General features: G+C 66.4%; 17 protein-coding genes and 1 pseudogene. 14 read left to right on the top strand and 4 right to left on the bottom strand.

All coding sequences use genetic code 11. The annotated features are described in order from the left end of the window. Positions 1-27 precede the first annotated feature (27 nt). From FHG71_RS02890 to FHG71_RS02880, 3 genes are all read left to right on the top strand, one after another. Positions 28-1,515 carry a hypothetical protein gene (locus tag FHG71_RS02890; RefSeq protein WP_139080118.1) on the top strand — a complete coding sequence of 496 codons (1,488 nt, stop codon included), beginning with the start codon at positions 28-30 and terminating at the stop codon, positions 1,513-1,515. Beyond that, positions 1,515-3,314: a hypothetical protein gene (locus FHG71_RS02885; protein ID WP_139080117.1), complete on the top strand. Its 1,800-nt coding sequence runs from the start codon at positions 1,515-1,517 to the stop codon at positions 3,312-3,314. The genes FHG71_RS02890 and FHG71_RS02885 overlap by 1 nt, the downstream gene beginning before the upstream one ends. Positions 3,315-3,544: 230 nt before the next feature. Further along, positions 3,545-3,898 carry a hypothetical protein gene (locus FHG71_RS02880; RefSeq protein WP_139080116.1) on the top strand — a complete coding sequence of 118 codons (354 nt, stop codon included), beginning with the start codon at positions 3,545-3,547 and terminating at the stop codon, positions 3,896-3,898. A gap of 24 nt (positions 3,899-3,922) precedes the next feature. Here FHG71_RS02880 and FHG71_RS02875 read toward each other — a convergent pair whose 3' ends face one another. Together FHG71_RS02875 and FHG71_RS02870 are read right to left on the bottom strand one after the other, a co-directional pair. Further along, on the bottom strand, positions 3,923-4,225 hold the full coding sequence (locus FHG71_RS02875) for a hypothetical protein (RefSeq protein ID WP_139080115.1): 303 nt from the start codon (positions 4,223-4,225) through the stop codon (positions 3,923-3,925). Then, entirely contained in the window at positions 4,222-4,491 is a 270-nt protein-coding gene (locus tag FHG71_RS02870; RefSeq protein ID WP_139080114.1) for a helix-turn-helix domain-containing protein, read from the bottom strand. Before FHG71_RS02870 ends, FHG71_RS02875 begins: the two co-directional genes overlap by 4 nt. Before the next feature lie 88 nt (positions 4,492-4,579). Here FHG71_RS02870 and FHG71_RS02865 point away from each other — a divergent pair, with 88 nt between their 5' ends. The 3 genes from FHG71_RS02865 (at position 4,580) to FHG71_RS02855 (ending at position 5,807) form a co-directional block, all read left to right on the top strand. Further along, positions 4,580-4,894: a hypothetical protein gene (locus tag FHG71_RS02865; RefSeq protein ID WP_139080113.1), complete on the top strand. Its 315-nt coding sequence runs from the start codon at positions 4,580-4,582 to the stop codon at positions 4,892-4,894. A gap of 77 nt (positions 4,895-4,971) precedes the next feature. Continuing rightward, positions 4,972-5,328 (top strand): hypothetical protein, encoded by a 357-nt coding sequence (locus FHG71_RS02860; RefSeq protein WP_139080112.1) that lies wholly within the window; start codon positions 4,972-4,974, stop codon positions 5,326-5,328. Further along, positions 5,325-5,807 (top strand): hypothetical protein, encoded by a 483-nt coding sequence (locus FHG71_RS02855; RefSeq protein ID WP_139080111.1) that lies wholly within the window; start codon positions 5,325-5,327, stop codon positions 5,805-5,807. Before FHG71_RS02860 ends, FHG71_RS02855 begins: the two co-directional genes overlap by 4 nt. Before the next feature lie 254 nt (positions 5,808-6,061). Here FHG71_RS02855 and FHG71_RS02850 read toward each other — a convergent pair whose 3' ends face one another. After that, the gene (locus FHG71_RS02850; RefSeq protein WP_139080110.1) at positions 6,062-9,610 is read right to left on the bottom strand and encodes a class I SAM-dependent DNA methyltransferase; all 3,549 of its coding nucleotides are present in this window, start codon (positions 9,608-9,610) and stop codon (positions 6,062-6,064) included. Between the two features lie 411 nt (positions 9,611-10,021). Here FHG71_RS02850 and FHG71_RS02845 point away from each other — a divergent pair, with 411 nt between their 5' ends. The 4 genes from FHG71_RS02845 to FHG71_RS02825 all read left to right on the top strand — a co-directional run bounded on the left by FHG71_RS02845 (position 10,022) and on the right by FHG71_RS02825 (position 12,679). Then, positions 10,022-10,855 (top strand): hypothetical protein, encoded by an 834-nt coding sequence (locus tag FHG71_RS02845; RefSeq protein ID WP_139080109.1) that lies wholly within the window; start codon positions 10,022-10,024, stop codon positions 10,853-10,855. 190 nt (positions 10,856-11,045) lie between these two features. Continuing rightward, complete coding sequence (locus tag FHG71_RS02840; protein WP_176559258.1) at positions 11,046-11,429, top strand: helix-turn-helix domain-containing protein; 384 nt, start codon at positions 11,046-11,048, stop codon at positions 11,427-11,429. 342 nt (positions 11,430-11,771) lie between these two features. Then, positions 11,772-12,167: a type II toxin-antitoxin system HicB family antitoxin gene (locus FHG71_RS02830; RefSeq protein ID WP_139080107.1), complete on the top strand. Its 396-nt coding sequence runs from the start codon at positions 11,772-11,774 to the stop codon at positions 12,165-12,167. A gap of 140 nt (positions 12,168-12,307) precedes the next feature. Continuing rightward, a complete protein-coding gene (locus tag FHG71_RS02825; protein ID WP_139080106.1) occupies positions 12,308-12,679 on the top strand; it encodes a hypothetical protein in 372 nt (123 codons plus the stop codon). A gap of 178 nt (positions 12,680-12,857) precedes the next feature. On the opposite strand, the pseudogene FHG71_RS02820 reads toward FHG71_RS02825, so the two are convergent. After that, positions 12,858-13,001: pseudogene (locus FHG71_RS02820) on the bottom strand (IS1595 family transposase); the annotation flags it as partial. 209 nt (positions 13,002-13,210) lie between these two features. On the opposite strand from FHG71_RS02820, the gene FHG71_RS02815 reads away from it, so the two are divergent. The 4 genes from FHG71_RS02815 (at position 13,211) to FHG71_RS02800 (ending at position 16,883) form a co-directional block, all read left to right on the top strand. Beyond that, a complete protein-coding gene (locus tag FHG71_RS02815) occupies positions 13,211-13,921 on the top strand; it encodes a hypothetical protein (protein WP_139080105.1) in 711 nt (236 codons plus the stop codon). Between the two features lie 165 nt (positions 13,922-14,086). Then, entirely contained in the window at positions 14,087-15,097 is a 1,011-nt protein-coding gene (locus FHG71_RS02810) for a tyrosine-type recombinase/integrase (RefSeq protein WP_139080104.1), read from the top strand. A 143-nt stretch (positions 15,098-15,240) separates the two neighbouring features. Next, positions 15,241-16,110 carry a phosphoserine phosphatase SerB gene (gene serB / locus FHG71_RS02805; RefSeq protein ID WP_139080103.1) on the top strand — a complete coding sequence of 290 codons (870 nt, stop codon included), beginning with the start codon at positions 15,241-15,243 and terminating at the stop codon, positions 16,108-16,110. Further along, positions 16,107-16,883, top strand: a complete 777-nt coding sequence (locus tag FHG71_RS02800; RefSeq protein WP_139080102.1) for a TSUP family transporter — start codon at positions 16,107-16,109, stop codon at positions 16,881-16,883. The genes serB and FHG71_RS02800 overlap by 4 nt, the downstream gene beginning before the upstream one ends. The last annotated feature ends 27 nt before the right edge of the window (positions 16,884-16,910 follow it).

Here is a 16,910-nt window from a genome sequence, read left to right as displayed (position 1 = left end):
CATCAAGCAGATAACCAGGGACATCCAATGAACGGCGATGTCTTCCGCTTTCAGCGCCCGGCCGTTGATACCTCGTTCTTCAGGTCCGTCTCCCCGTCGGGCGGCGACCCCTTCACCGTAGGCCTCCAGAACGGGGCCACGATGCGGGAGATCCAGCAGCAGAACGCACTCCGTGGCTGGGCTGACCAGCACGGAGCCAACGCGCTTCGGGGTGACACTGTGGCCATCAACGCGCTTGCGGCGATTGATCCGGAGAGGGCGTCAACGCTGCTCTCGGCGCACCAGACGCGCGACCTTGAGGGCCAGCGGTTCGCGGCTGAACAGGCCGAGGCGCAGCAACTCGAACTGAACGAAGCGGACCAGCGCCTCATGCGCGCCGCCTCGCAGGCGTGGGAAGCGCAGGACCCCGAGGCTTGGACTGCCATCTTCGAGTCGCAGCGGCTTCCCGTGCCTCCCATGGAAGCGTTCCCGTCCATGGCTGCTGCTGCGGGCCTTGACCGCGAGTGGTTCACGCAGCCCGATCCGGAGATCCGCGAGGACCAGAACGGCGTGGCTCGCTACGTCGGCGGCGACACGCACGGTCAGCCGGTGTTCTCGGGCGTCGAAACCGCCGAGCCGCAGATCATCACGGGGGCGCAGGTCGCAGAGATGTATCCCGGCGCCCAGGTAGAGGACCCTGCCGCTCTGTTCACCATAGAGGGCGGAACGCTGTCGCCGATCTCTGGCACCGGAGCGCCTGAGGCGCTGGAGCGGGAGACTGTCATCATGGGTGACCGCCTGCTCGACAGGGGGACGGGCGAGGTGATTGCGGATTATACGCAGCCCGACCCCACAGCCGAACTGGAGCGCCGCCGCCTAGAATTGCAGGTGGAGCAACTGGAGAACCCGCCGCCCGCAGATGAGTATCAGCGGTATGCGGCGGAGGAGAACGCTGCCGGCCGCGTTCCGATGACCCGCATCGAATACGAGCAGGCCATCGACCCGCCGCGCGGCACCACCACCCGCGTCCGTCCTGATGGAACCGTGGAGATTGTGGAAGGACCGACCGGCGCCGAAGCGGGGCGCATCGACCCTGCCTCCGTTCAGTCGATGATCGGCACCATCGACGGCATCCTCAACGATCCGGCGATGGGCTGGTCCACCGGCATGTGGTCGTGGACGCAGGCCCTGCCTGGCACGCCCATGCGCCGTTTCGGGGCGCGCGCACGCCAACTGGAGGGGCAAGCTTTCCTCCAGGCATTCGAAAGCCTGAAGGGGGGCGGCGCCATCACCGAAACCGAAGGCCTGAAAGCCACGCAAGCCATCGGTCGACTCGACACAGCCCAGAGCGAGGCGGACTATCGCGACGCACTGAGCGAACTGCGGGGCATCCTGACCACGGCACAGTTGCGGCTGTCTGGTGGCTCGTCTGCCGATGTCAGCGCTGATCCCGCCCTCACGCCCCCAGCGTCCATCCCTAATGACATGGACGACGACGAGCTCGTGAGGTTCTACATGCAAGGAGGGACGCGCTGATGGCCGACTATGACCAGATCATCCGCGCCCTTCGCAACGCGCATGAAGCCGGGGACACCGCCTCGGCCCAGCGCCTCGCCCGAATGGCGCAGGCTGCGCGTCAAGGCGCCGTAACGCGCGAGCCGCAACCCAGTCAGGACCCCCGCCTGGACATGCCGGTCGGGCAGATGCCTCCGGTCCGTAGCGCTGCGCCGGAAGCCAACGCCCCCCAGTCTTCGGCCGCGTTGCCGTCCGACCCTGACGAAGGTGTGGCGTATGACGCCAATGGCCTGCCGATCCCCGCGCCAGAAGACGTGCCGGAATGGGCTTTGTCGGCCCGTGCCGCCGCTGGGGAGGGTGTGGTGCCCTTTGCCCCGGGAACGTCCCTGCCGGTCAGTCCGGAGGCCCGCAACTGGCTGGCAAGCGCCGGGCGCGAGGCACGGGGCTTCCTGTGGGGCGACAACGACCCGACCACGCTGAATGCAGGCGAGGCCATCGGTGCTGCGCTGAACAAGGCCGGCGAGGCGATGACCTTCGGCTTGGTGGGTGACGAGGCCGCCGGGCGCGTGGATGAACTTCTGGGCCGGGGCTCCTACGAGGAGCGGCGCGACTTCTATCGCGAGCAGGAGGAGCAACTTTGGGATCAGCGCCCTGGGCTGGCCATTGCGGCGGAGATCGGCGGGGGCCTCGTCGGGCCGGGCGGCCTTGCGGCCCGCGTCATCAATGGTGGCGTCGGCTCCTTGGCTCGCATTGGCCGCGCGGCGGGCGTGGGTGCGACCACAGGGGGCATGTACGGCGCCATGGACGGTGTCGGTGGCCTGGACGAAACGGTGGACGACCGGACGCTCGGAGCGGCCTTGGGAGCCGTCACGGGCGGCGTCGGGGCTGCGGCGATCACCGGCATCGGACAGGGCTTCCTGCGGGCCGCTCAGGCGCTCCAGGGCACGCCGGCGGCCGAGACCGTGGCAGGGCTCAAGTCGACAGCCCAGAGCCTCTATGACGCGTCCGACGCCTCGGGTGTGGTCGTGCCTCAGTCCCGGCTGGCGCAGCTCGCCACCGACACTGCCGATGCGGTGCGTCAGGAGGGCTACCATCCGCGCTTGCATCCCCGCCTTGGCGTCGCGCTGGACGAGTTGCAGGAGGTCGCTTCGGGGGATCAGGGCCTCGGGCGCCTGGAACTGGCCCGTCGCGTGGCGGGTGTCGTCGCCCGATCCATCGAGCCTGACGAGCGCCGGCTGGCAAGCCTCGTCATCGACCACATTGACGACGTGATCGAGGGATTGGGGGATGACAGCGAGCCCCTGCGTCTGGCCCGCGAGATCTGGGGGCGTGCCCGCCGCCTGGAGCGCGTAGAGACGATCATCGAGGACGCAAGCAACGCTCAGGGTGGCTTCGAGGCGGCGCTCGCGAGCCGTTTCCGCACGTTCATCCGCAACCCTCGCAACCTGCGCGGCTTCAACGACGTCGAGCGTCAGGCCATGCGGGAGATCGCCCGGGGCACCAATGCCGTGCGGGCGCTGCGGGGCTTTGCCGACCTGTTCTCACCCAAGAGCCTCCAGGGGTGGGCTGCGACGGCGGGGGTGGGCTTCGGGGGCGCCGGACCCATTGCCGCTGCCTTGCCAGTGATGGCTTCTGGAGCGCAGGCCATCGCTGATGCCACGGTGCGCGGACAGGCGCGGGCGCTGCCCCTCATGGTGGGACTGGATGATGCCTCGCGGGCGACGCTCGATGCTTTCCAGCGCCAGCCCAATGCGCTCGCAGCCCTCTCCCAGGGGGCTACGCCCATCGCGACGACCAACTACCTGCGTGGCGGCCGCTAAGCCTCGGTGAGGCTCCTGGCGACCGGCTGGGCCGATTTACTTCCGGTCGCCATCACAACGCCGATTTATCCCCGGTCAGGCTGCCGCCCGATTTAGGTGAAGTCACCACGCCACTGTCATCGCGAGGCCCTGCGCCGGTTCCAATAACACCGGAAAACGGCGTCCTCTTCCACTTGCCCCGCGTGATCGACGGCAAGAGGGTGAGGCAAGCCCCACCACCGAGTCGCACCATGCCCCGCTCTCCCCATGCTATGCTCCGAGCCCTCGTCGCCGGAGCTTTCCTCGATGCGCCTGTCTCTGCCGCCGCAGCCGTCCAAGTTGTGGAGGTCTGCGCCGAGTATGTCGGCACGGGGGCGAAGTATCGCGTTGAGGCCAACATCCTGAGCGGGTCGGATCTGAACCGGGAGACCGGCAGCCTCAGCTACACGCCCTACAGCACGTATGTCGTCATCTTCTGGGGGAGTGGGCAGGCCAGCGTAATCGAACTCGACATTTCATACGGACCTGGGCCGTTGGGATCGCGCGGCGTCGATCAGCAGGGCTACCGCTGGTCCATCTCGACCTCGACCATGTTCTGCAGATGACCTGAGCGGCTGGCGGGGCGTCCTTCACGACGGCCACTTCGGTGGGAGGCTGCGCAGTTCGCGTTTAAAGCCGTCAATTCGAAGCGCGCTGACTTGGTTGTGGATGGAGATCAGCGCAATCACGCCCATCATCACCAATAGCGCTCCGGTCGTGCCGAGGGACTCCTCGTAGCGCCAGATCGCAAGGCCCGCGCAGCCTAAGCCGCTCCAGGTAACCCCGGTCTGCTCCTTCTCGACCATGCGGATGGCCCGCAGCAGATCCGCCCTGGGGCTCGTGTCGTCCTCTGCGGGAAGGCGCCAGTCGCGAGTGCTACGCTTCCAGATCATTCGGCCGCGTCGCCCTTGCCTTTGCGCTCGTCCAGGGCGGCCAATACGGCCCCTGATACCCTCACCCCGCCATCGGGCAGGAACTCCACCCCTCGGGCCTCCAAGACGGCTTGCAGCGCGCCCCGCGTGGCAGCGATGGGCTCCCGCGCGCCCCGCTCGAAGTCCGTGATGGTGCGAACACCCACCTTCGCAGCGGCAGCCAGTTCCTCCCGGGTGATCCCCAGTGCCGCCCTCGCCGCCGTCGCCTGCCGTGCCGTGATAGACATTATTTCGGCGACCTCGCCTGTTTGATGTTGACAGGCAATGTTGCCTGTTTCATGTATATGACATCACACGAGCGAAAGGGAAGTCCTGATGGCCAGCACACCCAAAATCGACCGTCGCCGTTTGATGGCTTTCGCTTGGGCCTGGGCTCGACATACCGCTTGGGCGCGCCGCACCGGCAAGCCCGCGCAATACCTGTCCGAAGCCCTCAAAGCGGCTTGGGCTAACGAGCGCGGCATCCTCGCCTATGAGGCTCAGATGGCGGCCAAGCTGTCCCGCCCGGCCCATGTGATCCGCGCCGAGGTCGAAGATCTGGAGAACACCGACCGCCTTGGCTGGGCGGGGATTCAGCGCCTCGGTACTCTCCGCCTCACCCTCCGCGACGCAGAAGCCATGGCCGCTTGACCTGCCAGCAATCATGGGCAGCCCGCCTGTGTGCTGCCTGCCCATGAACCATCCTGAAGACTGAGGAGACATCCGACATGACTGCCCCGATCACCCGTCGCTCGCTCCTGCGGGCGGCTCCGGCCCTTGCCATGCCTGCCGTCCTGGCCGCCTCCGTGCAGTCCACCACGGACACAGCCATCCTAAGCCTCTACCGCCAGTGGAAAGAGGCCCGCGCCCTTTCCGATGCCGCCCCCCGCGACATGCCCGAGGAGGAGTTCACCGCCCTCGTGGACGTCGCCGTCGATCTGGAGCACGCCATTGCCGACGCGCCGGTGACCTGCCTTGAGGATCTGGCGGCGAAGGTGGCCGTGTGCTCCGGCCGGGGCGAATGGGCCCTGCCTGAGTCCATCTGCCTTGAGTGCGAAACCCTCGTGGCGGGAGTGCTGCAATGACCATGCTTACCACGCGCCGTGCCCTTCTGAGCGCCGCCCCTGCCATGCTCGCATCCACCTTCGTGGCTCAGTCTGTCGCAGCTTCGGCTGTAGCGACGGGCGAGCCCGACCTGTCCACCATCGAGGGGCGTATCGCCGCCTGCTGCGACTGGTTTGGCCTGACGCCTCCAACTCTGACCTACGACGAGGAGGACCCGGCGGGTGGGCCCCTCATGACCGATGCTCTCCTCGACTGGATGCTCGACTCGGGCGTCTCGCTCGACTGGCTCATCTCCGGCGAGGTGAAGGGAATGGCAGCCGTCTTTCGCCGGGCGACACTCAAGGAGAAGGAGTTCACCAACGCTCTGAAGCAGTTCGATGATGTGGAGGTGCGGCTTTTGCACGACGCCGTCAAAGCCAGACTAGAACAAGGCATCCCGCTGGAGCAGGCCCTCGAGGGCTGGAAAGCAGGTGTGCAGGCGCACCGGATGGCCGGTTGACCGTCCGGCGCACAACGTGAGTCGACCAGACACAGGCCCTCGGAAACGGGGGCTTGTTTGCGTTCGGGCTTCCGGCTTGCCATTGCGGTGCAACGCCGCGTGCCTTTGGGCGCACCCCCTACGGGCATACGGTTGGGTGCGGCGGCAGACCGTGCGGACAGATCGCCAAGCCAAGGATGGCAGGCTTGCTCTGACGTCGCACAATACATCGTCGCTGTGTCTGTCGGACGATTTGGCGCTGTCCTGGCCATGCCTTACCGACGGGCGGCAAATAGGCCAGCTCCTTCGGCTCGCCTCGCGATGCCCAGATCTGCCATGATGGTAAGCACTTCTCGCACGCGCTCGCGGCGCTTGGGGGTCAGGCGACCCTTGAAAGCGCGGGCCACATCCTCGGGCGACAGCGCAACCACGGCCTCCTCCAGCAGCACGCGCACCTCGGAGAACTGGTGACGGGGCTCGTCGGGCCACGCACGCGAGTCAGGCAGGTTGGCAGGAAGGGGCACCTCCATCTCGCGCTGCTGCTCGGCGCCGGGAACCTTGGCGCCCAAGCGAGGTGCCTGATAGGCCGGGCGAAGCCAACGGACTTGGCCGCGCGCCTCCTCGGCCCGGCGCTCGGCGTTGAGCGCGACGAGGCGGGCCAGCAGTTCGTTCTCGGCCTCCTCCTGCTCGGGCGACTTGAGGTCGCTGGGGAGCGTCGCGCCGGGTCGGCCCACCAGAGCGGGGGCGAGTTCGTCCCAGCCCCAGGCGCCCAGCGCCGCGCGGTCGAGGTCGTCGTGAAGCTCGGCTAAGATCGAAATATGGGCGCGGGCGTGGTCCTCGCGCTCCTCGTCCGAGAGGTGCGGGCCGCCGTTAAACGCCTCCCGGCAGCGCTCCAGAAGGTTATAGAGGTCCGTCAAGGTGAGTTGGGGGAGAGCTGCTAGCCGCTCGGAGCGGAAGGCCTCCAGGCGCTCGCCAATGTCGCGCAGGCGGTCGCGAAGAGCGGCGGCATGACCGTCGGGCATAGGATCCGTTAGGAGTGTAGGCAAAGGGAAGGGATCAAAAGTCTTTGTCTTGCTGTAACGCGGATCGTTGCCAACCCCGAGCCAGCCACCCGCCGCAATCGCCCAGCCGACATGAACGCGAGAGGACAGTAACGCCAGTGCAACCGCGTCGCTGAGGCCAACAGTGACAAGCATGTTGTCCGGCAGCGTTCCAGTAGGCAGAAAGCGGAAGAGCCGGTGACGGGTTGTCTCGACCGTCACGATAAATCGAGGCAGCGCTTGCGTGAAGGCGCGCAAGTCCGCTCGGGGCTCCCCAAAGGCCCACCACTTATCGCGGTAGCTGTCCCGCTTATTCTCCTCTCGGTGCGGCCTCACATGATCCGTGACGTGCTCATAAACCGACGGAAAGCGGTCCCTAACCTGCTCGGCAGTCAGTCCGTGAAGATCGATCACCATCGCGCCGCGCGAGCGTTGGGCGAGGTCCCGGCCATTGAGGTAGGGGCGGATATGCCGTTCCAGGCCCGGCACGGTGCCTAGTCCCAGCGCCCGCGCCTGTGCAGGTGTGACGATAAAGCCTGCCCCATGAAGCTTCACGCCGGGGCTCGACAGTCCTTCGTTGGACAGAAGCGGTTCGGCCGCCGTCACGTCCGCCCCCAGCGCCAGCCTAGCGCTGATTGTTCCTCGCCCTAATCCCAGCCGGACCACGGGCGCGTCGCTGTCGAGGTCGCTTTGCTCGATGACGCGGCCCAGCACGCCCTCGCGCTTACCCCGGCGCATCACTGTCATGGCGATGCGGACATTGGCCCGATCCGCGCCTTTGACCCAGGGGTGGTCCGCCACCGCGAAAGCGAGCGACAGCGGCTCCTTGCCCCCAAGGTGCCGCTCCACCACGCGGCGGCTGAAGGTTTGGGTGATGCTGTTGGTGGTGATAAAGCCGAAGCGCCGCAGCCGTCCCTTGGTGTCCGCCAGCCGCCGCGCCGCCTCGTCCCACCATTGCATCACGAAGTCGGCCCCGCCCGGCACCTCGGGCCGCGCGCGCCAGAGCGCCTCGGCATAGCCGTCTCCCAGTTCGGCCCGCATGTCCTTGCCGCCGATGAACGGAGGATTGCCCACGATGAACTCGGCCTCGGGCCAGTCCGCCCGGCGCGGCTTGACATAGTCGTAAGCCGCCACGCGCGCGTCGCCGTCGGGCACAGGCAGGCCCGTCACGGGATGCGGCTTCATGGTGATGCGGTCCCAGGCCGTGAGCGGGGCGGCATCCGGCCCCAAGCGTGGGCGCCGGTCGTCCCAGGCCAGAACAGCGTCGCGCTGCTCAATGCTCCGGTGGGCCTCCAGGACCGGATCGGGGATGGCCGATAGGCCCCCGGTGCGGAGCTGCCACTTCAGGTAGCCGACCCAGAGCACCACCTCGGCAATCGCGGCGGCGCGGGGGTTGGTCTCCAGCCCCAGGAACTGTGAAGGGTCCACCGTCTCGCCCGAGAGCTTGAGGCTATCCTGCCCGCCCAGTCCCTCGATGCGCTCCAGCACCTCGCCCTCCAGGCGCTTCATCAGCTCCAGCGTGACATACAGGAAGTTGCCGGTGCCGCAGGCAGGGTCGAGGACGCGCGTGGTGCAGAGCTTATGGTGGAAGGCGCGGGCCTCGGCCAGAGCGCCGGCCTCGTCGCCTCCCTTCACGCGCTCGGAGATGGTGGCCTGCGCGTCGTCCCAGTCCTCCCGCAGAGGGTCGATGACGGTGGCGACCACCAGCCGCTCCACATAGGCGCGGGGAGTGTAGTGCGCGCCGAGGCGCGAGCGCTCGCGGGGGTCAAGGGCGCGCTCCAGCAGCGTGCCGAAGATGGCGGGCTCCACGTCGCGCCAGTCGCGGCTCGCGGCAATCGACAGTTCCGCGATGCCCTCGCGGTCGAGCGGAAGGGCGGTGTTGTCGCGGAAGAGCCCGCCATTGAACCGGCGGAGCTTGGCGCCCAGGGAGCCGTCATAGTGACCCCGGTCCATGTTGGCCCAAAGCGACTCCAGCGCGGGCACAAAGTCGTGGGGCCGGTCGAGGAGGTCCCGCAGGAGGCTGCGGAAGCTGTCTTTGGGCAGAAGGGCCGTGTCCTCCGCGAACATGGTGAAGAGGCAGCGCATAAGGAAGCCTGCCACCTCGCCAGGGTTCTGGCGGGTCTCCAGCCGGGCAGCGACGCGAGCCAAGCGCTCGGCCACATCGCGCGTCACCTCGGCGGCGCGGCGGGCGGGGTTGAGCGCAGCCGGGTCCTGCCAGACAAGGCACAGGGTCTTGCGCATCTCCGGGTCGCGCAGCCGGTCCATGGTGATCTGGAACGAGTTGCGGTCGGGGAACTGGGTATAGTTGCGCCCCTGTCCGCTGAAGTCGGCGTAAAGCTCGATGACGTGGCCCACGTCGACAAGGATGAGGAAGGGCGGCGCGGGGTGGTCCGAGGGCAGGTCGGCCACGTAGCCCTTGGCCTGAAGGAAGGCCCGCCCCATGAGCCGGTCCCACTCGGCCGTCCCACGGGGGGCCTGCGCCTCCGAGGCGTCCAGGCCGAGGTCGGGTTGGTCGGGGTCGGGGGGGCCGCGCTTGATCCTCAGAGAAGATTGCTTCGACTCAAGGATGAAGCGACCCCGGTGGTAGAGGTCGATGAAGCGGGTGGTGCGGATGCCCCGCTCTTCGTGAACCACGGGGCGTTCGAACACATAGTCGCCTTGCGTGTGGCTGCTTGGCCGGTCCACGCCCAAGAGTTCGCACAGATCGAGGAGGAAGGATTGGGAGTTCTGCCGTTCCGTTCCACCAGCACCCACCCACTGCGCGATGAACTTGTTCGCCTCCACAACCCGCCCTCCGCTCCGGGAGGCGTTTCGGCCGCCCCCGTTTTCCGCCAGGCTCAGACGGGTTTCGGGCGGTCACATGGCGGTCTTGCGTTCAGCATTGGTTATTCAGGATCCGAGAAATCCAGTGCTGCCGACTGGGGCGTAATTGTTGCGGAAGCTCGGGTCTCTGTGGTGGCTGCCTCGGGTGCCCGCCGTCGCTGTGTTCCTGTGATGCACCTCCGATCCTTAGATGCCATGGGGCGACCTTCATGCTGACATGGAAATTACAGCGACACCGGCCGGGCTCGGACAGCGGACGACAGCGCTGCCGTTGAGCGTCCGGCCGACGTGGCGGGTGCAGTGCCGGCTCCCCCTCATTCTTCCACCTCCACAAAGAACTTGACCTAGGGGAAGTCGTCGTTACAGAGGGGCATGTCCTATGACTTCCTCCACTCGCGTCTTCCTGACGACCAGCCGATCCTGACGATCGGCCATTTGCGCCGTCTAGAAGCTGATGCCGTCGCGGCGGAGGCGGAGGCGGCTGAGGCAAGCCGGCGAGCACAGGAGCTTCGGAGCAATCTGGAAGCCTTTCGACAGCTCCTCTCGTCTGTCATGTCGTTGCCACTCGTGGACTCGCAGCAGCCTGCACCGAATGGCGCCAACGCAGAAGCCGCACGGTCTGAAAGCGACGACAAGGATGATACGCCTCAAGGCGGCCATCCCTCGTACCGTTCAGAGATCCGCAAAGCTTTGGAACAGTCGCCAAAGGGCTTCCTGTCCTACGCGGATCTGCGTGTGGCTCTCGGAGACTTCGTTGCGAAGCGCGGCTCCTACTCCGATAAGAGCTTCCACGGTGCTCTTTCACGGCTAGAAGCCGCGGAGGTGGTCCGCCGTCATAACGGTCATGCCTTTCTCCTCGCTGCCTATCGAGCACACATGAGGGTTATTACGAAGGGCAAGGCTCCGGATGTGGAGCCTCGGTCACCCCTGCGCGAGGCGCCGACGTCGGACGCGGTTCTCGCCGTACTCAGGTCTGCCGGTGAGCCCCTCACGAGCAGTCAAATTCTTGTTCGTATGTCCCGGTCTCACCCGGAGGTGGCCGCGTCCCTCACGAGGCAGCGCACCGGCCTCTACAATGTCCTGAAGCGGTTCGTGGACCGTGGCCTTCTCGTGAGGGAAGGGGACGAGGCGCTAAGAACATACCGTGTCGCGAACACAACTGATGCTGGAAACGATACTGGGCCAGACGTCGTGGGACCTGGCTGACAGCGCTGGAGGGTGCTCACGCGGGGGTATCGGCGTTGGGTTGCAAGCGCACGACGGCATCCTGCCCCGCTCGGGTTGGTCTGCCCGGCCTGACAGACCTCGTGGTCAGCGCCTTGCTGCATGAGCGCGACCTATCAACAGCACCGCGACAATTCTGCCGGCTGGCGGCATGCCGGGTTACCCTAGTCCCGTGTTACGCTACCAGTTCCACCACCTCACCGACGCCCATGTGGTCAGCGTCCTGCACCACATGCGAGCCGCCATCCTGCGCGACGAGCGGGACGGCTTGGCCCATGTGGACGCGCTGCTGCGGCAGTATGGCGTCGATCCAGCCACGCTGCCGATCCCGCGCAAGGTGCCGAAGCATTTCAAGCGGGGAACGCTGCGGCGAGGCATCCTCGACGCGCTACGGAGCGGGCCACTGACGGCGGCTCAGATCGCGGCGGTGGTGGCGCCTGACTTGCCCCGGCAAGCGGCACGGGCGCGCGTCTCCGGCGCTCTGAGCGATATGAAGGCGGCGGGGTGGGTGAGGCTGGAGGGGATGGCGGGGCGGTATAAGTGGCGGCTAGCCTGAGTCCGCTTGACCAGACTGCGTGGCTCACAGAGGTTTAACCCTGCATGTGCCGTGATCTTGAAGAGCGGGGGACTAAACTGTCCAAGGGAAAGAAGCTACTTGATCGGATGGCTGCTGCCCCTCAAGGGGACTGGACGATTGCGGACGTTCAGACATTATGCAAACAGGAGGGCTTGGAGTTCCGCAAGCCCAAGCGAGGATCTCACCACGTCGTGTCGAGCCCCCACATCCGCGACTCTTTGACCATCCCCAGCGCCAAACCGATCAAGGCGCCCTATATCAGAGAACTGGTGAGTTTTGCCCATGCTCATCGCAACTACACATCACGAAAGGAGGATGCTAATGACTGACTACGTGATCGTCGTTCGCCCCCTCACTGCTGAAGATGGTGGAGGCTTCATGGCCTACTTCCCCGACCTGCCGGGGTGCATGGGCGACGGGGATACTGAGGCTGCTGCTATTGCCGACGCTCGCGAGGCAATGGGTGCTTGGATGGAAGTTCAGTCGGAGCGCGGAGTCCATATCCCGCAGCCTGGGGAAGCCGAGGCTGAAGTGCGCGCAATGCTGAACCGAATGAATGAAACCATCGCCCGTCAGACCGAGGAGATTGCCAGCCTCAAGGCCGCCTTAGCGGCGAAGGGCAAGGAGCCAGCAAAGACTCGTTGGCGCAGCTTGGGCGAGACTCCGGTGGATATGCCCATCGGGGCTATAATGCTGAGTAAGCAGAGCGCCTGCTAGAGCCGCCCGAACCGTTGCCCGTCGCGTCTTTGCGGATTGGGCAGCGGCGGGGATGAGCATCACGCCGCCCGCTGCCAGTAGCCCTTCCGCCTCACCGGGCGGCGTGTCACGCTGCCTCATCGTCAACTGCGGAGACTAAGATGGTGAGTTTAGGCCTAGGGCTTGGCATTACGCACATCAGGCCGCCCGCCCGCCCCAACGACCCTGACACCAAGGACATCGAGACAGCACTAGCTGAACGACGCCTCATCAATGCCAAGCATGAGAGCAGCGATCTCGTGCTAGCGCCTTACGCGCTCTATCGGGGCGAGGATGACAGGGACGTCCTGCTCCTGGCCGTGGTGCTACGCACGTCAGGCGTTCCGTTGAACGCTTGGGAGCCTCGGCCTTTTGAAGTGAGGAAGCTGGCTCAAGTCAGCGTGCGCGCAGACACGTTCTTCCCGAGCCATGCCTTTGACAAGTCAGTTTACGGCGACCGCCTCATTGAGGCGGTGCATCTGAGCCAGGACTGACTGGATAGCCCTTAAGTGGATCTGGGCCGTATCGCCCGCCAAGTGCGGGGAAAGAGTCTCAAACGCTCCTAGTCCAGCCGCAGCCTCCCAGCTAAGCCGGCCTAGAAAGTGAGAGAGCTGAGCATCGGTTAACCTCATAGGTATCATAATACCCCAAGGCTTGAGGTATGTAAATACCTCAAGCCGCCCGCTGCCAGTAGCCCTTCCACGCCCGGCTGACCGGCGAAGCCATCGCGCAGCCACCAAGACCCATGGCGAGCGCCCCGTTGCTGCGGCGGCGGTTGCCCTCCAGCCGCGCGGCACCACCAGCTTGCTGACTGAGGCGCAGCGACTTGCCGGAGCGATACCGGACCATGGCACGCGTTTACACACTCACGATTTGGGACTGCAGGCGCGCAACAAGTCCCCGAGGCGCAGAGGGCCGCGAGACGACGAAGAAAGTCGAACCGCATTCCAGAAAGTCTTGCAGAGTTCTAAATCGAATGATATTCGAGTTCCATGTCTGGAACCGTGAAGCAAGCACATGAGTGGATGGTTGACGTGCTGGGGGGCGACGTTCCTCGCGCGAACTCCATCATCAAAGTGGGGCAGGCGAGCAAGCTCCTGTCTGCATCCCTCGGGCGGGGTTCGGCGGCACTCAAATCGTCTGACTTTCCTGCTCTTCTAGGTCTCACCCTGACCCCAGAGGGTCCGACGAAGGCTCCCGAAGCCGTTCGGCGGATGTGGAGCCTGCCACTTTGGCTCCTGGCGTTCGACCCAGGCGACGGTCACGTGAGAGATGTGCTTTTCCCCGTACCCGAGCGAAATCTGCCGAGAAGAGACGAGCAGATTAGGGAAGCTGAAGAGGTCCTGTCGAGGCGGTGCCTGCGTGTTCACTACGACGCTGGGCGAACCGAAACGACCTTCCTTGATATCTTGCACCAACTGTTTCTCGAGTACGCGCCTCACCATGAATTTCTGGAGTTCGACCAGATCGAACTTCGTGACCAAGGTGGCAGGATGACCGCAGGGGTGAAACTCAAGGGGCCAAGTTGGGAAACAGAAGATCTCCCCAGGGGCACGGGCGAGGGCAACTACGCTATCATCCTTGGCTTCATGCAACGCTCGACTGCATCCGACGCCTCGTATGAGCCGACACGCTGCCTGGAAACGACGCGGACGCTGGGGGCTGCTGGCCTCAACGCACTGGCTCGCTTGACGCCTAACTGCACAAAAGAGGCCCGCGATGTCGACCCGTCCTGACATGCTGCGGGACTACGTGACTCCCGAGGACTTCGCTGGTCATTACGGCTTCTCCGAACGCGCTGTCCGGCAACGTGCACGGGCGCTGGGAGCCTGCTGCATCTGGGGCAAACGCATGGTGCTCCTACCTCATCACTGCGACATGCTGCTGGAGGACGCGCGGCCATGCCCGTCAAACTCTACCGCCGCGGCCAAATCTGGCACTACCGCGGGACCGTCGCCGGTCGGAGATTACGAGGCTCTACGGGCACGACGGACAAAACCCTTGCCCAGCGCATCGCGTCGGACGCCGAGTCCCGCGCCTGGAAAGGTCATCTCGATGGGCCGGCCGCGCACCTGACCTTCGCGCAGGCGGCCATAGCCTATCGCGAGGCTGAGAAGCCGACACGTTTCCTGGACAAGATCGAGGACCACTGGCGCGACACACCCGTCCGCCAGATCACAGCCGAGGCCATTCGCCAGAGCGCACGCAAGCTCTACCCCAACGGGAAAGCGGCGACCCGGAACCGACAGGTCATCAAGCCTACGGTGGCCATCATCAACTTCGCGGCCGAGTTGGGCTGGTGTCCGCCCATCAAGGGTAAGAGGTTCAAGGAGGAGACGGCGCCCAAGCGCCCGGCGACAAAAGAATGGGCAGAAGCCTTCGCGGCGCATGCGTCTCCGCATCTCGGGGCGCTCTGCCTCCTCATGCTGGGAACGGGAGCCCGCATCAGTGAGGCGATGGCCATCACCTGGGGAGACGTGGATCTGACGCGTCGCCTGGTGACCATTCGGCAGAACAAGGTGCTGGACACTCGCATCGCCCACTTGCCCCCGCCTGTACTTGCCGCGCTCGCCAATATTCCATCGAACCGGCAGCCTGAGACCAAGGTCTTCCCCTGGGCAGCGCGGGACAGCGTTCGGCAGACGTGGAACAACGTATGCGAACGCGCGGGCATTGAGCGCCTCACCCCGCACTCCTGCCGCCATGGCTTCGCCACGACGCTCCTTAGAGCCGGGAATGACGTCAAGACGGTGGCCAAGCTCGGGGGCTGGAAGGATGCCACCACGGTCCTGCGGACCTATGCCCACGCGATAGACGATCCGACCCTCACTGATGCGATTTTTGGCACGCCAGTGACACAGGTCAGCAACGAAGGATTTGCAACATACTTGAAAGGAAGGGAAATCTCGTGACAGCCCACAACCCTCGTTGGGGAGGGGTGTCCCACCGACAGGTGTAGGGAAGCGGACCGGGGTTCCGCAAGTCGCGTTTTGCGGCTAATCCGCCGCGAACGCGCCGCCACAAGGGCGGCCGCGACTACGATCGGAAACTTCGGATGCACGTCGTCACCCTGATCGCCCCTCCGGGCGGGCTCCCCGACTCGCTCATCGAGGACCTCCGCGCCCGCTGGACCGGCGGTCCCCTCCGCTGGCTCGCCGCGCGGGAGGCCGCCGAGTTCGAGGTCGCCGCCGAGCCCGCCGACCTCTGGGCCGCCTGGGAGACGTGCCAGGGGCAGGGGGTCGACCTCCTGCTGCAGCCGGCCGTGAACCGGCGCAAGCGGATGCTCCTCGCGGACATGGACTCGACGATGATCCGGCAGGAATGCATCGACGAACTCGCCGCCGTGGCCGGGGTGGGGGACCGGGTCGCCGCCATCACCGCCCGCGCCATGAACGGCGAGATCGGCTTCGAGGGCGCCCTGCGCGAACGGGTGGGGCTCCTCAAGGACCTCCCCGAAACCGTCATCGTCGACGTCCTGCGCGACCGCATCACCTACGTGCCGGGCGGGAGGGAGCTTCTGGCCACCATGAAGGCCCAGGGCGCGCACGCCGTCCTCGTCTCGGGCGGCTTCCTCGGCTTCGCCCGGCCCGTCGCCGCGCATCTGGGCTTCCACGAAGCCCGCGCCAACACGCTCCTCGCCCGCGACGGCCGCCTCACCGGCGAGGTGGCCGAGCCGATCCTGGGCCGCGAGGCCAAGGTCGCCGCGCTGGAGGAGGTGACGGCCCGCCTCGGGATCGGCCCGCAGGACGTGCTGGCCGTGGGCGACGGCGCGAATGACCTCGGGATGCTGCGGCTCGCGGGCGCGGGCGTGGCGCTCCATGCCAAGCCGGCGGTGCAGGCCGAATGCCGCCTCCGGGTCAACCACGGCGACCTGACGGCGCTCCTTTACCTCCAGGGCTACGCACGGGACGACTTCGCCACATGATCTCCGACCTCCTGCCCATCGCGCCCGAGATCCTCGGGCTCCTCGTCCTCGCGGCCTTCGCCGCCGGCCTGATCGACTCCATCGCGGGCGGCGGCGGCCTCCTCGCGCTGCCCGCGATCCTCCTCGCGGGGGCCCCCCCGGTGACGGCGCTCGCCACCAACAAGCTCCAGGGCACCTTCGGCACCGCCTCGGCCGCGATCCACTACGCGCGCGCCGGTCAGGTGGACCTGCGGACCCAGACAGGACCCGCTCTCCTCGCGGCCCTGGCCGCAGGCGGCGGCTCCCTCCTTGCGGCCCAGCTCCCGGCCGAGGCGATCCGCGCCGTCCTCCCCATCCTCCTCATCGCCGTCGCGCTCTACTTCGGCTTCCGCAAGGGCCTCGACGACGAGGACCGGGCCGAGCGCATCCCGCCCCGGACCTTCAACGCCACCGCCGTTCCCGGCCTCGCCTTCTACGACGGCATCCTCGGCCCCGGCACCGGCAGCTTCTACATGCTGGCCTTCGTGTCCCTGCGCGGCCACGGCCTCCTCAAGGCCACCGCCCACACAAAGCTCCTGAACTTCGCCTCCAACCTGGGCTCCCTCCTGGTCTTCGCCCTCGTGGCGCAGCCCTGGTGGCTCGTGGGCCTCTGCATGGGCGCGGCGCAGTTCGCCGGCGCGCAGGTGGGCTCGCGCCTGGCCGTGCGCGTGGGGGCGGGGCTCATCCGCCCGCTTCTCGTCGTCGTCTCGGTCGCGCTCGCCCTGCGGCTCCTCTGGCAGGCGTGGTCCGGCTGACGTAAAGGACGGGCACCCCGCACGAGG

Source organism: Rubellimicrobium roseum, from assembly GCF_006152145.1.
In the GTDB taxonomy this organism is placed as follows: Bacteria; Pseudomonadota; Alphaproteobacteria; order Rhodobacterales; family Rhodobacteraceae; genus Rubellimicrobium; species Rubellimicrobium roseum.
This window is presented reverse-complemented; position numbering and strand designations above follow the sequence as displayed.

Excerpts from the sequence above, each read along its gene's own strand:
- FHG71_RS02845 (WP_139080109.1), top strand. The coding sequence starts at position 10,022 with ATGTCCTATGACTTCCTCCACTCGCGTCTTCCTGACGACCAGCCGATC.
- FHG71_RS02825 (WP_139080106.1), top strand. The coding sequence starts at position 12,308 with ATGGTGAGTTTAGGCCTAGGGCTTGGCATTACGCACATCAGGCCGCCC.
- FHG71_RS02860 (WP_139080112.1), top strand. The coding sequence starts at position 4,972 with ATGACTGCCCCGATCACCCGTCGCTCGCTCCTGCGGGCGGCTCCGGCC.
- FHG71_RS02865 (WP_139080113.1), top strand. The coding sequence starts at position 4,580 with ATGGCCAGCACACCCAAAATCGACCGTCGCCGTTTGATGGCTTTCGCT.
- serB (WP_139080103.1), top strand. The coding sequence starts at position 15,241 with ATGCACGTCGTCACCCTGATCGCCCCTCCGGGCGGGCTCCCCGACTCG.
- FHG71_RS02830 (WP_139080107.1), top strand. The coding sequence starts at position 11,772 with ATGACTGACTACGTGATCGTCGTTCGCCCCCTCACTGCTGAAGATGGT.
- FHG71_RS02855 (WP_139080111.1), top strand. The coding sequence starts at position 5,325 with ATGACCATGCTTACCACGCGCCGTGCCCTTCTGAGCGCCGCCCCTGCC.
- FHG71_RS02815 (WP_139080105.1), top strand. The coding sequence starts at position 13,211 with ATGGTTGACGTGCTGGGGGGCGACGTTCCTCGCGCGAACTCCATCATC.
- FHG71_RS02890 (WP_139080118.1), top strand. The coding sequence starts at position 28 with ATGAACGGCGATGTCTTCCGCTTTCAGCGCCCGGCCGTTGATACCTCG.
- FHG71_RS02800 (WP_139080102.1), top strand. The coding sequence starts at position 16,107 with ATGATCTCCGACCTCCTGCCCATCGCGCCCGAGATCCTCGGGCTCCTC.
- FHG71_RS02875 (WP_139080115.1), bottom strand. The coding sequence starts at position 4,225 with ATGATCTGGAAGCGTAGCACTCGCGACTGGCGCCTTCCCGCAGAGGAC.
- FHG71_RS02870 (WP_139080114.1), bottom strand. The coding sequence starts at position 4,491 with ATGTCTATCACGGCACGGCAGGCGACGGCGGCGAGGGCGGCACTGGGG.
- FHG71_RS02885 (WP_139080117.1), top strand. The coding sequence starts at position 1,515 with ATGGCCGACTATGACCAGATCATCCGCGCCCTTCGCAACGCGCATGAA.
- FHG71_RS02810 (WP_139080104.1), top strand. The coding sequence starts at position 14,087 with ATGCCCGTCAAACTCTACCGCCGCGGCCAAATCTGGCACTACCGCGGG.
- FHG71_RS02880 (WP_139080116.1), top strand. The coding sequence starts at position 3,545 with ATGCCCCGCTCTCCCCATGCTATGCTCCGAGCCCTCGTCGCCGGAGCT.